Annotated in this window: 14 protein-coding genes, 1 other RNA gene and 1 pseudogene; 9 read left to right on the top strand and 7 right to left on the bottom strand. The window is 71.6% G+C overall.

Translation table 11 applies throughout. The features are described from left to right. Positions 1-13: 13 nt before the first annotated feature. Entirely contained in the window at positions 14-958 is a 945-nt protein-coding gene (locus ACH4TV_RS02690) for a 3-oxoacyl-ACP reductase (RefSeq protein ID WP_398393486.1), read from the top strand. 119 nt (positions 959-1077) lie between these two features. Here the strand turns inward: ACH4TV_RS02690 and ACH4TV_RS02685 are convergent, their stop codons facing one another. Further along, positions 1078-1245, bottom strand: a complete 168-nt coding sequence (locus tag ACH4TV_RS02685; RefSeq protein WP_398393484.1) for a hypothetical protein — start codon at positions 1243-1245, stop codon at positions 1078-1080. Positions 1246-1343: 98 nt separating this feature from the next. Next, positions 1344-2609 carry a hypothetical protein gene (locus ACH4TV_RS02680; RefSeq protein ID WP_398393482.1) on the bottom strand — a complete coding sequence of 422 codons (1266 nt, stop codon included), beginning with the start codon at positions 2607-2609 and terminating at the stop codon, positions 1344-1346. 198 nt (positions 2610-2807) lie between these two features. Between ACH4TV_RS02680 and ACH4TV_RS02675 the strand changes: the two genes are divergently transcribed. From ACH4TV_RS02675 to ACH4TV_RS02665, 3 genes are read left to right on the top strand one after another with little or no spacing between them, the layout of a single operon-like run. After that, positions 2808-3665, top strand: coding sequence for a Nif3-like dinuclear metal center hexameric protein (locus tag ACH4TV_RS02675; protein WP_398393480.1), 858 nt, complete (start codon positions 2808-2810; stop codon positions 3663-3665). Then, complete coding sequence (locus ACH4TV_RS02670; RefSeq protein ID WP_398395313.1) at positions 3662-4405, top strand: zinc ribbon domain-containing protein; 744 nt, start codon at positions 3662-3664, stop codon at positions 4403-4405. The genes ACH4TV_RS02675 and ACH4TV_RS02670 overlap by 4 nt, the downstream gene beginning before the upstream one ends. Positions 4406-4448: 43 nt before the next feature. Next, entirely contained in the window at positions 4449-5609 is a 1161-nt protein-coding gene (locus ACH4TV_RS02665; protein ID WP_398393478.1) for a bifunctional RNase H/acid phosphatase, read from the top strand. Here the strand turns inward: ACH4TV_RS02665 and ACH4TV_RS02660 are convergent. Both ACH4TV_RS02660 and yaaA read right to left on the bottom strand, forming a co-directional pair. Continuing rightward, on the bottom strand, positions 5584-6249 hold the full coding sequence (locus ACH4TV_RS02660; protein ID WP_398393476.1) for a bifunctional 4-hydroxy-2-oxoglutarate aldolase/2-dehydro-3-deoxy-phosphogluconate aldolase: 666 nt from the start codon (positions 6247-6249) through the stop codon (positions 5584-5586). The two genes, ACH4TV_RS02665 and ACH4TV_RS02660, sit on opposite strands and share 26 nt — an antisense overlap. A gap of 126 nt (positions 6250-6375) precedes the next feature. Beyond that, on the bottom strand, positions 6376-7158 hold the full coding sequence (yaaA, locus tag ACH4TV_RS02655) for a peroxide stress protein YaaA (protein ID WP_398393475.1): 783 nt from the start codon (positions 7156-7158) through the stop codon (positions 6376-6378). Positions 7159-7321: 163 nt separating this feature from the next. Between yaaA and ACH4TV_RS02650 the strand changes: the two genes are divergently transcribed. Continuing rightward, positions 7322-8779: an RNB domain-containing ribonuclease gene (locus ACH4TV_RS02650; protein WP_398393473.1), complete on the top strand. Its 1458-nt coding sequence runs from the start codon at positions 7322-7324 to the stop codon at positions 8777-8779. Here the strand turns inward: ACH4TV_RS02650 and ACH4TV_RS02645 are convergent. Together ACH4TV_RS02645 and ACH4TV_RS02640 are read right to left on the bottom strand one after the other, a co-directional pair. Then, entirely contained in the window at positions 8718-9374 is a 657-nt protein-coding gene (locus ACH4TV_RS02645) for a hypothetical protein (RefSeq protein WP_398393471.1), read from the bottom strand. The genes ACH4TV_RS02650 and ACH4TV_RS02645 overlap by 62 nt on opposite strands. After that, on the bottom strand, positions 9371-10135 hold the full coding sequence (locus ACH4TV_RS02640; protein WP_398393469.1) for a MerR family transcriptional regulator: 765 nt from the start codon (positions 10133-10135) through the stop codon (positions 9371-9373). The genes ACH4TV_RS02645 and ACH4TV_RS02640 overlap by 4 nt, the downstream gene beginning before the upstream one ends. Before the next feature lie 153 nt (positions 10136-10288). On the opposite strand from ACH4TV_RS02640, the gene ACH4TV_RS02635 reads away from it, so the two are divergent. The 4 genes and pseudogenes from ACH4TV_RS02635 (at position 10289) to rnpB (ending at position 13080) form a co-directional block, all read left to right on the top strand. Then, on the top strand, positions 10289-10870 hold the full coding sequence (locus tag ACH4TV_RS02635) for a Uma2 family endonuclease (protein WP_398393467.1): 582 nt from the start codon (positions 10289-10291) through the stop codon (positions 10868-10870). Positions 10871-10893: 23 nt separating this feature from the next. Next, positions 10894-11733: an AraC family transcriptional regulator gene (locus ACH4TV_RS02630; protein ID WP_398393465.1), complete on the top strand. Its 840-nt coding sequence runs from the start codon at positions 10894-10896 to the stop codon at positions 11731-11733. A gap of 19 nt (positions 11734-11752) precedes the next feature. After that, positions 11753-12583, top strand: a pseudogene (locus ACH4TV_RS02625) (DMT family transporter); the annotation flags it as partial. A gap of 67 nt (positions 12584-12650) precedes the next feature. Beyond that, an RNA gene (gene rnpB, locus ACH4TV_RS02620) (RNase P RNA component class A) lies at positions 12651-13080 on the top strand. A gap of 64 nt (positions 13081-13144) precedes the next feature. Here rnpB and ACH4TV_RS02615 read toward each other — a convergent pair. Then, on the bottom strand, positions 13145-14053 hold the full coding sequence (locus ACH4TV_RS02615) for an NADP-dependent oxidoreductase (RefSeq protein WP_398393463.1): 909 nt from the start codon (positions 14051-14053) through the stop codon (positions 13145-13147). Positions 14054-14147: the final 94 nt, after the last annotated feature.

Raw genomic sequence — 14147 nt, 5'->3', positions numbered from 1 at the left:
CGAAAGGACCTTGATGGCACTGCCACTTGAGGGACTCGCCGCGATCGTCACGGGCGCGGGGCGCGGGCTGGGCCGGGCCGAGGCGCTGGAGTTGGCCCGGCTCGGCGCGGCCGTCGTCGTCAACGACTTCGGCCAGCCCGGCCGGGACGGCTCCGGCGAGGCGTCCGCCACCCCCGCCGAGGAGGTCGCCGCCGAGATCCGTGCGGCGGGCGGAACGTCGATCGCCCACACCGGAGACGTCGCCGACCACCAACAGGCCGGTGAACTGGTCGAGTTGGCGATCACCGAGTTCGGGAAACTGGACATCCTCGTCAACAACGCGGGCATCCTGCGCGACCGCATGGTCTTCTCCATGACGGAGGAGGAGTGGGACTCCGTCGTACGGGTCCATCTCAAGGGACACTTCAACACGACCCGTTTCGCCGCCGTGCACTGGCGGGAGCGGTCCAAGGCGGCCGGCGGACCGGTGTACGGGCGGATCGTCAACACCTCCTCGGAGGCGTTCCTCGCCGGTTCGGCGGGACAGCCCAACTACGCCGCCGCGAAAGGCGGAATCGTCGGGCTGACCACCTCGACGGCCCTCGCCCTCGCCAAGTACGGCGTGACGGCGAACGCGATCTGCCCGCGCGCCCGCACCCGGATGACCGAGGACGTCTTCACCGTGTTCGAGCGCCCCGAAGGGGGCCTCGACCCGCTCGCCCCCGAGCATGTCGCCCCGCTCGTCGGCTACTTGGCCGCACCGGCCGCCGAACGGATCAACGGCCAGCTTCTCGTCGTCCACGGCGGGATGGTCGCCGTCGTCGAACGCCCGCGGGTGGCCGCCAAGTTCGACAGCAAGCAGGACACCTTCACCTACGACGAACTGGACGCGCTGCTCACCCCGCACTACGCGCAGCGGCCCGCCGGGGAGACGTTCGCAGCGGCGGAGGTGCTCGGCCTCAGACGCGGCGAGGGGTAGGCGAGGGGTAGAGGAGGCCAGGAGCAGGAAAGAGCGCGCAGGCAACGGAAACGGCCCCGCCCGAAGGGAAAGGGCGGGGCCGTGTGTCGCTTGACGTACCTACCGTCAGCCGGTGTCCGTCAGGCCCTGTTCTCGGCCTGCTCGGACGGCTTGCGGTGACGGCCGCGCGGGCTCGCCTCGTCGTTGTGGACCGAGACCGGCCCCCGGTGCCTGCCGTAGCCATTGTTGTGGCCGTTGGCCTCGTGGGCGTCGGCGGACAGCGGCTGTGTCGTGCTTGCGTCACTCATCGGAAGTGCTCACCCCGTAAACATGATCTTTTTCTCACAGCCGGGCGATCTTAACCGGCCCACCTCGGGGTGACACGAGCCGCACACGCCGACCGGAATTAGTTCGTTACAAGCTTCGTCACTTCGTTACCAGCCTTCCCGACCTTCGTCACGAGCCGGTCCAGCGGCGCCTGTTGCAACGGCACCGGACGAGCCACCGCGACAGGCCCCGCAGGGGCCGCCACCGAGCTCGTCACAGCCCCCGTCCCCGAACCCGAATCCGCTCCCGAACCCACTCCCGTCTCAGCCCCCGTCTCCGTCCATGGAGCCGGTCTCTCCTGGGCTCTCACCCGGGCCACCCCGCACGGCACCTCCGCCGTCACGTACGGCAGTTGGAGCACCCCGTCGCTGCTCCACAGCCCCACTCCCCGCAGCCACCCCGTCGGTGCCGGGAGGTGCCGTACCTGTCGCCCCGTTGGCCGCCACATCCCCACCCAGCTCCCCGACGGGTCGTCGACGCGCAGCGCCACCCCGCAGCTCTCCGGCGTCAGTACCTGCCCCGGCTGGATCGCGAACGGCGTGAGCGTATAACCGTCTATCCGCAGGCACTCCGGGAAGCGCACCGGCAGGGTGCTGCCGAGCACGCCCCAGCCCAACCGTTCCTGCCCGGGCGAGGGCGCGTCCGAGCCGATCAGCAGCAGCCCGCTGTCCGCGTCCGCGAGCAGCAGCCGGTCGTTGCTCTCCGCCGAGATCTGGAGCAGCGGCGACACCTCGCCGCCGCGCTCCAGGTCGACCACGACCGCCTTCGTGCGCCCCCCGATCTCGCGGTCCAGGGCGAGCAGCCGGCCCGTGCGGTCCAGCCAGACGCCGCCCGAGCAGCGGCCGGGGACCTCCGCGACGTGCTCGGGGCCGAAGGCGCCGCCCGCCACCAGCCACACGGTCGTCGAACGCCGGCCCAGGGCGAGGGCGTATGCGCGGTCGCCACCCGGAGCCGGGGGCAGCAGCCGCAGCGGGGTGCCGGCGTCGGGGCACTCGACCGCGCCGACGGGGAGTTCGCCGGTGCAGGGGCCGGTCGGGTAGAGCAGCGAGAAGGCGTGCCGGCCGTCGATCAGACGGTGGATGAGGACCCGTCCGTCGCCCATCGGCAGCACCTCGGTGCCGGGCTCCTCCGGCTGGTTGCCGGGCAGCGGTACCGCGTACGGCTCGGGCCCGTCGAGTGTCCAGCGCTCCGGGAACCAGGAGTCGCCGCTGCGCGCCAGGCGGGCCGCGTAGGCGCCGTCCGTCGTGATCGCGCACTCCGCACGTGGGGGCCACCCGTCCCCGGCGCCCTCCGGGTCCAGAGCGTGGGCGTTCTCCGCCGTGGGTTCGATCGCACAGGCCGTCATCGAGCGGTCACCTCCGGCGACGAAAGTAGTTTTCGCACGCACGGACGTGGGACCGTGTCGCGGCCATTTCACACATAAGGGTGGCAAAGTAACGATTCGCCTGAGGAAACGGTGGCGGGTGTGCTGGCCGGGGTGGGAGGCGGTGGCGGGGCGGGCGCACCGGTTCAGCCGTACAGAACAGCCAGGTAGCCTAGCGGCGTGCCCCGTCTGTCTGAAGTCATCACCGCACTCGACGCCCTCTGGCCCCCCGAGCGGGCCGAGAGCTGGGACGCGGTAGGCACCGTCTGCGGAGACCCGGATCAACAGGTCTCCCGGGTCCTGTTCGCCGTGGACCCCGTCCAGGACATCGTCGCCGAAGCCGTGAAGCTGGGCGCCGATCTGCTGGTCACCCACCACCCGCTCTACCTGCGCGGTACGACCACGGTCGCGGCGGACACCTTCAAGGGCCGGGTCGTGCACACCCTCATCAAGCACGACATCGCCCTCCACGTCGCCCACACCAACGCCGACCGCGCCGACCCGGGAGTCAGCGACGCCCTCGCCGGCGCCCTCGACCTGCGGGTCGTAGGACCGCTCGTAGCGGACCCCACCGACCCCGGCGGCCGGCGTGGCCTCGGCCGGGTCTGCGAGCTGGACCACCCGCTGACCGTCCGCGAGTTCGCCGCCCGCGCCGCCGAGCGGCTGCCCGCGACCGCGCAGGGCATCCGGGTCGCCGGCGACCCCGAGGCGCTCGTGCGCACGGTCGCCGTCAGCGGCGGCTCCGGCGACAGCCTCTTCGACGACGTACGCGCGGCCGGTGTGGACGCCTTCCTCACCGCGGACCTGCGCCACCACCCGGTCTCCGAAGCCCGGGCCCACAGCCCCCTCGCGCTGCTCGACGCGGCGCACTGGGCCACCGAGTGGCCCTGGTGCGAACTGGCCGCCGCCCAGCTCGACGAGATCTCCGACCGGAACGGATGGGGCCTTCGGGTCCATGTCTCCGCGACGGTCACCGACCCCTGGACCGCCCACGCGGCGTCCACCACCACCTCTGAAGCACTGGGAGCCCCCAACTGAACGCCGCGCCCGCCGACCAGATCCGCCTTCTCGACGTCCAGGCCCTCGACGTACGCCTCCAGCAGCTCTCGCACAAGCGGAAGTCGCTGCCCGAGCACGCCGAGATCGAGTCGCTGACCAAGGACCTCACGCAGCTGCGCGACCTGCTGGTGGCCGCGACGACCGAGGAGAGCGACTGCGCCCGCGAGCAGATCAAGGCGGAGCAGGACGTGGACCAGGTGCGTCAGCGCGCCGCCCGCGACCAGCAGCGCCTCGACTCCGGTGCCGTCAGCTCGTCCAAGGACCTGGAGAACCTCCAGCGCGAGATCGTCTCCCTCGCCAAGCGGCAGGGCGACCTCGAGGACATCGTCCTGGAGGTCATGGAGCGCCGTGAGTCCGCGCAGGAACGCGTCGCCGAACTGACCGAGCGCGTCGGCGCCTACCAGGGGAAGATCGACGACGCGACCGCCCGGCGCGAGGCGGCGTACGAGTCCCTCGACGGCGAGACGGCCACCGTGAAGAAGGAGCGCGAGGTCATCGCGGGCGTGCTGCCCGACGATCTCCTCAAGCTGTACGACAAGCTGCGCCAGCAGCAGGGTGGCGTCGGCGCCGCCCGCCTCTTCCAGCGCCGCTGCGAGGGCTGCCGGCTGGAGCTGAACATCACCGAGGTCAACGAGGTGAAGGCCGCCCCCCGGGACGCCGTACTGCGCTGCGAGAACTGCCGCCGCATCCTGGTGCGCACGTCCGAGTCCGGACTGTAGAACAAGTCAGAACCCTCAGTCGGGTCAGCAAGGAGCTTGTGGCGTGCGGGAGTTCATCGTCGAGGCCGACGGAGGGTCCCGGGGCAACCCGGGGCCCGCAGGCTACGGTTCCGTGGTCATCGACGCGGTGACGGGGGAGACCCTGGCGGAGACCGCCGAGTACATCGGCATCGCCACCAACAACGTCGCCGAGTACCGGGGCCTGGTGGCCGGCCTGCGCGCGGCGCGTGAGCTGGACCCGACCGCCACCGTCCACGTCCGCATGGACTCCAAGCTCGTTGTCGAGCAGATGTCGGGCCGCTGGAAGATCAAGCACCCGGACATGAAGCCCCTGGCGGCCGAGGCGGCCCGGGTGCTCCCGGCCGCGCAGGTGACGTACGAGTGGATCCCGCGCGAGCGGAACAAGCACGCGGACCGGCTGGCGAACGAGGCGATGGACGCGGGCAGGCGCGGCGAGCAGTGGTCGGCGTCCGCGTCGACGGCCGAACTGGACGCGGCCTCCTCGGCGAAGGCGACGGCCACGGCCGACAGCCGCGCCGCCACGAAAGTGGCCGTCGGCTGGGCCACGCCCGCCGACCTCGGCCCGCCCGCGACCTTCGTCCTCCTGCGCCACGGCGAGACCCCGCTGACCCCCCAGAAGCGTTTCTCGGGCAGCGGCGGCACCGACCCGTCCCTCTCCGCCATCGGCCGCGACCAGGCCGAACGCGCCGCCGAGTCGCTGGCGGCGCGCGGCACGATCGAGGCGATCGTCGCCTCCCCGCTGGCCCGCACCCGGCAGACCGCCGCCGCTGTGGCCACCCGCCTCGGTCTCGACGTGACCGTCGACGACGGGCTGCGCGAGACGGACTTCGGCGCGTGGGAGGGCCTGACGTTCGGCGAGGTCCGCGAGCGCTACCCCGACGACATGAACGCCTGGCTGGCCGACCCGAAGGCCGAACCGACGGGCGGCGGCGAGAGCTTCGCGGCGACCGCACGCCGGATGGCCGTCACCCGCGACAAGCTGATCGCGGCCCACGCGGGCCGTACGGTCCTGCTGGTCACCCACGTGACCCCGATCAAGACCCTCGTCCGCCTCGCCCTGGGCGCCCCGCCCGAGTCCCTGTTCCGCATGGAACTGTCGGCGGCCTCCCTCTCGGCGGTGGCGTACTACGCGGACGGCAACGCGAGCGTACGGCTCTTCAACGACACGTCCCACCTGCGCTGAGCGCCGCCGCCTGACGGGTCAGCGTCTCGACCCGGTCCCAGTCGCGCGCGGCGACGGCGTCCGCCGGGAGCATCCAACTCCCGCCCACGCAACCGATGTTGGGCAGCGCGAGATACTCCGGGGCGTTCGCGGGGCTGATCCCCCCGGTGGGGCAGAACCGGGCCTGGGGAAGCGGCCCGGACAGCGACTTCAGATACGCGGTGCCCCCCGCCGCCTCCGCCGGGAAGAACTTCATCTCCCGCACCCCGCGCTCCAACAGCGCGACGACTTCGGACGTCGTCGACACCCCCGGCAGAAACGGCAACCCGGACGCCCGCATCGACTCCAGCAGTACGTCCGTCCACCCCGGGCTGACAAGAAATCGCGCCCCGGCCGCAAGAGCCCCGGCCACCTGTACCGGCGAGATGACGGTCCCGGCGCCGACGACCGCCCCCGGGACCCCATCGGCGATCGCCCGGATGGCATCGAGCGCGACAGGCGTACGCAGAGTCACCTCGATCGCCGGCAACCCCCCGGCGACAAGCGCCCGAGCCAACGGCAAGGCATCGGCCAGGTCATCAATGACGACCACGGGGATGACGGACGCGAGACCGAGAACGGAGGGGAAGGGTGCGGGGGAGCGGGCAAGGGAAGCGGCCATGCGCCTCATCCTGCCGACGCCTTGCGGCATGCGCAAAGGGCGTTGCACACGTCGCAACGGGGGGTGCCCCTACAGGGGCGCGGGGAACTGCGCGACAAGCCACGATGGCGCCGCAGTCGACCGATCTCAGTGAACCTCGTCCACCAGCACATCGAGCCCCCACGCCACCCCAGGCCGCTTCGGCGCCTCCCCCTCCACCACATACCCCAGATCCCGCAACGCCTCCACCAGCTCCCCCGGCCCGGAGGGCACCGCACCCGCACTCACCAGACTCCGCACGATCCGCCCCTTCGTCGCCTTGTTGAAGTGGCTGACGACCTTCCGGGTCGGCGCATGCAGCACACGCACGGTCGCCGTCCGCCCGGCGACCTCACCCTGCGGCTTCCAGGCCGCCGTGTACGCGGAGGAGCGCAGGTCCAGAACCAGCCCGGCGCCGGCCGCCTCGGGCAGCGCCTCGGCCATCGGCGCACGCCAGTACGTGGCCAACGAGCCCAGCCCCGGCAGCTTCACGCCCATCGAGCAGCGGTACGAGGGGATACGGTCCGTGACCCGTACGGCGCCCCACAGCCCCGAGAAGACCAGCAGCGACCGCGCGGCCCGCCTCTTCGCCGCCGCGTCGAGAGAGGCGAGGTCGAGGGCGTCGTACAACACCCCCGTGTAGACCTGCCCGGCAGGCCGCGCTCCGGCCGTCCGCAGGTCGACGTTCTTGGCGATCTCGCCCCGCAGGCCCTCACTGAGCCCCAGTACCTCGCGCGCCTTGTCCTCGTCACCGACGCACAGCTCGACGAGTTCCCCGAGAACGGCCTCACGGGCGGCCGTGAGCCCGGGCAGGGACAGCGACTCCAGCTTCAGCGGGGCGCCACGCCCCGAAGCGGCCTTGCCTTCGGAAGGGGGCAGCAGGACGAGCACGGTGAGTTCTCCAAACGGGTAGGCAGAGGTCGAGGGGCGCCAGATTACGTGGTGACGCGGGTCCGGTGCCGTCACCGGGGGCGGCGCCCCCAGACCCCCGCTTCGGCCTGAACGGCCTCGTCCTCAATCGCCGGACGGGCTGGATTGTGCCTACGCTCGTTCCATGCCCCGCCGCCACATACGCGTGACCGGCGCCCCCGAAGCCCCCCTCCGGGCCGCCCTCACCGCTCTGCGCACCGAACTCGGCGTTCCCGAGAGCTTCCCGCCCGCCGTACTGACCGAGGCGGACCAAGCGGCCGCGAAACCCGCGGCCCTCCCCGCTCTCGACGCCACGGACATCCCGTTCCTCACCATCGACCCGCCCACCTCCACCGACCTCGACCAGGCGATGCACCTCTCCCGCCGCCCCGGCGGCGGCTTCCGCGTCCGGTACGCCATCGCCGACGTCGCCGCGTTCGTCGTACCCGGCACGGCCCTGGACGCCGAGACGCACCGGCGGGTCACCACGCTCTACTTCCCCGACGAGAAGACCCCGCTCCACCCGAAGGTGCTCAGCGAGGACGCCGCCAGCCTCCTCCCCGGCCGGGTCCGGCCCGCCGCCCTCTGGACGATCGACCTTGACGCGGACGGCCGTACCGTCGCCGTGGACGTCCGCCGGGCCCTGGTCCGCAGCCGGGCCAAGCTCGACTACGCGGGCGTCCAGCGGCAGATCGACGCCGGGACGGCGGAGGAGCCGCTGGCCCTGCTGAAGGACATCGGCGAGGCCAGGGAACGACTCGAAGTGGAACGAGGAGGCATCTCCCTCAACGTGCCCGAGCAGGAGATCGTGGAACGGGACCACACCTACACGCTGACGTACCGCGCGCCGCTGCCCGCCGAGGGCTGGAACGCCCAGATCTCCCTGCTCACGGGGATGGCGGCGGCCGAGCTGATGCTGTCGTGCGGCACAGGAGTGCTCCGCACCCTCCCCGCAGCCCCGGACGGCGCCGTCGGACGGCTGCGCCGCACCGCGCACGCCCTGCACATCGACTGGCCGCACCATGTCTCGTACGCGGCCCTCGTCCGCTCCCTGGACCCGCGCCGCCCGCACCACGCGGCCTTCCTCCAGGAGTGCACGACCCTGCTACGAGGCGCCGGCTACACGGTCTTCCGCGACGGCGCCCTCCCGCCGCTCACCACCCACTCCGCAGTCGCCGCCCCGTACGCCCACTGCACGGCCCCACTGCGTCGCCTCGTCGACCGGTACGCCTCGGAGATCTGCCTCGCCGCCGTCGCCGAACAGCCCCCGCCCGACTGGGTGTCGGCCGCACTGGACGCGCTGCCCAAGGAGATGGCGGACGGCACGCGACGAGCGGGCGCGGTGGAACGCGGGTGCGTGGACATCGTCGAGGCCGTGCTGCTCAAGGACCGGGTCGGGGAGGTCTTCGACGGGTACGTGGTGGACGTGGAGGAACGCAAACCCACCGTCGGGACAGTGCAGTTGAAGTCCCCGGCAGTCGTCGCCCGCATCGACGCCGACGGAACCCCGCTGCCCCTCGGCGAACGGCTGCGGGTCCGGCTCACCCAGGCCGACCCGACGGCGACGGGCGCGCCGAAGGTGCGGTTCGCTCCGGCGCGATGAGCTGCCGTATCGCCCGTACGAGGGTGTCGGCGTCGTCGGCGTGGAAGCGGACGAGACGGATGTCCCGTCGGCGGCCGAAGAGAGTGAAGTGGGCGACCGGCTCGGTGAGTTCGAGGGTGATGGTGGTCTGCGCGCCGATGGCGAGGGCGAGTTCACCCTCGGTCCGTTCATGAGTGGTCCGCAGCTCACGGCGTACGGCCGCGACCTTCTCCAGCGGTAGGCGCAGATCGACGTGGGCGGCGTAACGCAGGCGCAGCGAGCGGGAGTTGACGTCGAGGACGTGCGGGCGGACGACCGAGGCGGCGTGCAGCCCGATGACGAACTCGATGGTGTAGACGTCCAGGACCAGCACCACCAGGTGCACGGTCGGCCAGTCGCGCAACAACACGAACATCGCCACCGTCTCGATCACGCACACGAAGGCGAACGCGAACATCGTCGCACCCTGCCCCCGCGCATACCCGAAGGCCTGCACACCACCTCCGCCATCTCCACCGTGGCTTCCATCCGTTCCGTGCCGACGCCGCGTCACCCACAGCACCAGGCTCACGAGCAGCCGTGCCTCGTGCCGCACCAGGGCGGATACCGTCCTCATGGCTGCCGCCCGGTGACGATCCGCAGCGCACCACGGACGGCCGCCGCCTGCGCGGGTGCGAAGTCGGCGTAGAGGGCGCGCAGGAAGCCGTCGTCGTCATCGAGGCCGGCGCCGGCCTCCGGGAGCAGCTCGCGGGGAAGACAGTCGGCGAGGGCGCGGGCAGCTTCGACGACCCGCGGATCATCGGCCGCCGCGTCGGCGAGCGCGTCCAGGAGCACGTACACCTCGTACGCTCGCGCCGCGCCCTCCGGCGTCGCGAAGGCGCTGCCCAGCGCGGTCATCAGCCGCGCCCGGTCCTCCGGGGCCGCCGTGGTGTCGATGAGCGCGAGCATCTCGCGGTCCTTGGCGGCCATGGGGGAGTCGGAGGCAGGCCCCAACTCGGCGAACTCGGCGAACACGGCGGCCAGTTCGGGCGAGACGGGCCCCTCCGCCGGCAGCACCTCCGCCTCCAGCAGCGCCCGCAGCCGAGCCCGCCGCTCCCGGATGGCGGCCTCCTGCCGCGCAAGGTCCGCGTCCAGTTCGGCGAGCACCTCGACGAGATCCCGCCCGGCCTCGTCCGCGAGCACGTCCCGCACCTCGGCGAGGCCGAGCCCCAACTCGGTCAGCCGTCTGATCCGGGCCAGCACGACGGCATGCCGCAACGTGTACTTCCGGTAGCCGTTGGCCAGCCGCTCAGGCTCCGGCAACAGCCCCAGGTGGTGATAGTGCCGCACGGTCCGCGTCGTGACCCCGACGGCGCCTGCAAGCTCTCCGATCCGCATGGCACCAGTAGAAACGCTGACGTCGCGGCAGGGTCAAGCGAGGACCTGCGGGGCCTGTCAGGACGTACCGCGAACGAGGGAACGGTCGTCGGCTCCGGGATGGTGGATCCGCGCGATGCGGCACGCTGATCCCGGACCGACGAAGGAGGCGGCATGCCGGGACTGACGGACGATCACCTGCGGCGGGCGGGAGAGGAGGTGCTGGCGGGGTTCCTGAAGTTGGAGCTTCCCCGGGGCTTCCGGGCACAGCTGATCGAGGGCCAGATCGTCCTGACACCCGTGCCCGACGGAGAGCACGAGCACCTTCTCAGCGAGATCGGCTTCCAGGTCCTCCGGAGATCCCGAACAGACATGTTGCTGTCCGGGAACAAGGGGCTGAAGCTGACGAGCCGCGGCGCCCACCCCGACGACCACGTGATCCCGGACAACACGGTGGCACCTGACCACCCGCGGCTCTTCCGCGGGGCTCCGCCCTGGATGCCGTGCGCCGGAGTGACCATGGTCGTCGAAGTCACCTACCTCTACCCATGGATCGACCGCGAGACCAAGCCCCGCTGCTACGCCCGCGCGGGCATCCCCCTCTACCTGCTCGTCGACCGCGACGCGTCCTCGGTCACGCTCTTCAGCGACCCGGAGAAGGACCACTACCGCCGCCACCGCACCGTCGCCTTCGGTGAGCCGCTCGCCCTTCCGGAGCCCTTCGTCTTCGAACTGGACACGACGGACTTCCTCTGACGCCCCCGAACTAACCTGGCCCCATGAAGGCCCGCATCAGCACCCGGGAACAGGCACTGTGGACCAGGGCCAGGCTCGGCCGCTGCGGCCCCGCCCTCGACCTCCTCACCGCCCGCTTCGACCGCCACGTCTACGCCCCGCACGCCCACGACGAGTTCACCGTCGGTCTGTGCGTCGGCGGCTCCGAGGTCATCGACTACCGGGGTGGCCGCCTCCGCCCCATCCCCGGCTCGATCGTCGTACTGGACCCCGGAGAGATGCACACCGGCGGCCCGGACACCGCCGACGGCTACGCCTACCGAGCCCTGTACGCCGACACCTCCCTCATGACCGACGGCACCACAGGTGGCTTCCCCTACTTCCGCGAGCCCCTGGTCGACGACCCCGAACTGGCCGCCGCCTTCCGCGCCGCGCACACCGAACTGAGCGTCTGCCCGGACCCGCTGGAGGCCGAGTCCCGTCTCCCCTGGCTGCTCACCGCGCTGTCCCGCCGCCACTCCACGGCCCGCCCGGCCGACGACCGGGTCCCCGGCGCGGACCACATAGCCCACGCGGTACGAGCCCGGCTGGCCGACGAACTACTCGCCCCGCCCTCCCTCGCCGACCTCGCCGCTGACCTGGGCCTGTCCCGCTACCAGCTCCTGCGCGCCTTCCGCACGACGGTCGGGATACCGCCGTACGCCTGGCTCGCCCAGCACCGCGTGACCCGGGCCCGTGGACTGCTGGACGCCGGCCTACGCCCCGCCGAGGTCGCCTCCCTCGTCGGCTTCGCCGACCAGGCGCACCTCACCCGCTGGTTCCGGCGGGTACTGGGGGTCACCCCGGCCGCGTACCGCAACAGCGTTCAAGACGGCGGGCGTTGAGCAGGCCGACACTGCCCGCATGACTGCACGCGGCTGGTTGTTGTTCTCCCTGATGGGAGTCGTCTGGGGCATCCCCTATCTGCTGATCAAGGTGGCGGTGGAGGCGGATCTGTCGCCGTCGACGGTGGTGTTCACCCGCTGTCTGCTGGGCGCGCTCATCCTGCTCCCGTTCGCCGTCCGCCAGGGCGGCCTGCCGCGAACGGTACGAACGAACTGGCGTCCGATGCTCGTCTTCGCGGTCATCGAGGTCATCGGCCCGTGGTGGACCCTGACGGACGCGGAACGGCACCTCTCCAGCTCCACGGCGGGCCTGCTGATCGCGGGCGTACCGATCGTCGGGGTCGCGCTGGCCCGCTTCTTCGGCAGTACGGAGAGGCTCGGGGGCCGCCGGCTCACCGGCCTGACCCTGGGCCTGGCGGGCGTCGCGGTCCTGACCGTCCCGCACCTGACCGGCGGCGACGCCCGCTCGCTGGCGGAGGTGCTGGTGACGGTGGTCGGCTACGCCACGGCCCCGCTGATAGCGGCGCGCTACCTGAAGGACGTCCCCTCGCTCCACCTCACGGCGCCCTGCCTGGCGCTCGCGGCCCTGGTCTACGCCCCGGCGGCAGTGGTCACGCGCCCGGCCGCCCTTCCGTCCGCCGAGGTACTGACCGCCCTGGCCGTCCTCGGTGTGGTCTGCACCGCCCTCGCCTTCGTGGCGTTCCTGGAGCTGATCAAGGAGGTCGGCCCGACCCGGGCCACGGTGTTCACGTACGTCAATCCCGCGGTCGCGGTGGCCGCGGGCGCCGTGTTTTTGGACGAGCCGCTGACGGCCGGCATCCTCGCCGCCTTCGCGCTGATCCTGGCGGGCTCCGTCCTCGCGACGGCCACTGGACCGCGGCGCGACGGACGCCCGGTAGCATGGTCGACACGGCAGACGAGCCGGGCGGACGGCCGCGTGGACTCCCCTTCGGGGGCGCTCCCCGAGGAACGTCCGGGCTCCACAGGGCAGGGTGATGGCTAACGGCCACCCGGGGTGACCCGCGGGAAAGTGCCACAGAAAACAGACCGCCGAGGCTGTGCTCTTTTAAGAGGGCGGCCGCGGTAAGGGTGAAACGGTGGTGTAAGAGACCACCAGTGCCCAGGGCGACCTGGGCAGCTAGGTAAACCCCACCCGGAGCAAGGTCAAAAGGAAGCACTTGTAGAGATACGAAGTGCTTCTGCGAGGACGTTCGAGGGCTGCCCGCCCGAGTCCTTGGGTAGACCGCACGAGGCCGGCGGCAACGCCGGCCCTAGATGGATGGCCGTCTCCCCGGCCGCCGCGAGGCAACCGGGCGACAGAACCCGGCGTACAGCCCGACTCGTCTGCCGCCTAGGGCCCCATGACCAGGGAAGTTGCTGGTCAGGGGCCCTTTTTCTGTAAGTCCCCGCTTCAGATGCAGATCACGATCTTTCCGCGTGTGCGTCCGCGCTCGGCGTGCGCGTGGGCGTCGGCGATCCGCTCCAACGGGTAGGTCTGTTCGATACGGGGTGAGTAGCGGCCTTGCCGGCCCAGTTCCGCGGCTGCGGACAGGAGGGTGGAGTCGTTGTCCGCGTTGACCACATGCGTGCCCAGGCGCTGCCCGCCTGCGTGGTCGGCGACGGTCGCGACGCGTGTCGGGTCGCCCGTGATCGCGACGAGGTCGTCCAGGGATCCGGAGGCCGCGGTGTCGAGCACGATGTCGACGCCGTGCGGAGCGAGGGTGGTGAGGCGCTGCGCGAGGCCGGGGCCGTAGGTGGTGGGAACGGCGCCGAGAGAGGTGAGGAACTCGTGGTTGCGTTCGCTGGCTGTCCCGATCACGGTGCCGACACCTTGTGCCACGGCGATCTCGACCGCCGCGCTGCCCACGCCTCCGGCGGCGCCCTCGACGAGGAGGGTGCGCCCCGCGAGGGGGCCGAGCGCGTTCAGGCCACGCATCGCGGTCACGGACGCGAGACCGGCGCCCGCGGCCTGCTCGTCGCTCCACGTGTCGGGGGCGTGGGCCCAGGCCGAGAGGACGACCAGCTCTGCGGTTGCGCCGGTGACGCCGCCCAGCCCGAAGACGCGGTCGCCGATGCTCACCCCCTGCACTCCGTCACCGATTTCGTCGACCACGCCGGCGGCGTCGCGCCCTGGAACGGCGGGCAGCTCCAGGGGAATCAGCTGGTGCAGGGCGCCGGAGCGCAGCTTCCAGTCGATGGGATTGATGCTGGCCGCCGCGACACGGACACGTATCTCACCAAGTCCGGGGTGGGGCTCGGGAGCCTGCTCGATCACCAGGCTCTCCGCTCCGCCGTATTCATGGAAGCGGGCTGCACGCATAATGTCCTGCCTTACCTTTATAGGTCGAAATGATGGTGTTCATTCGACGCCCGTTACTCTGATGAGGTGCAAGAGGTTGTCGAGCAGGCAGGCG

Origin of the sequence: Streptomyces sp. NPDC020898 (genome assembly GCF_044333925.1) — a bacterium.
Classification (GTDB): domain Bacteria; phylum Actinomycetota; class Actinomycetes; order Streptomycetales; family Streptomycetaceae; genus Streptomyces.
The sequence above is the reverse complement of the archived record's forward strand: the minus strand, read 5'-3'. Positions and strand labels throughout refer to the sequence as shown.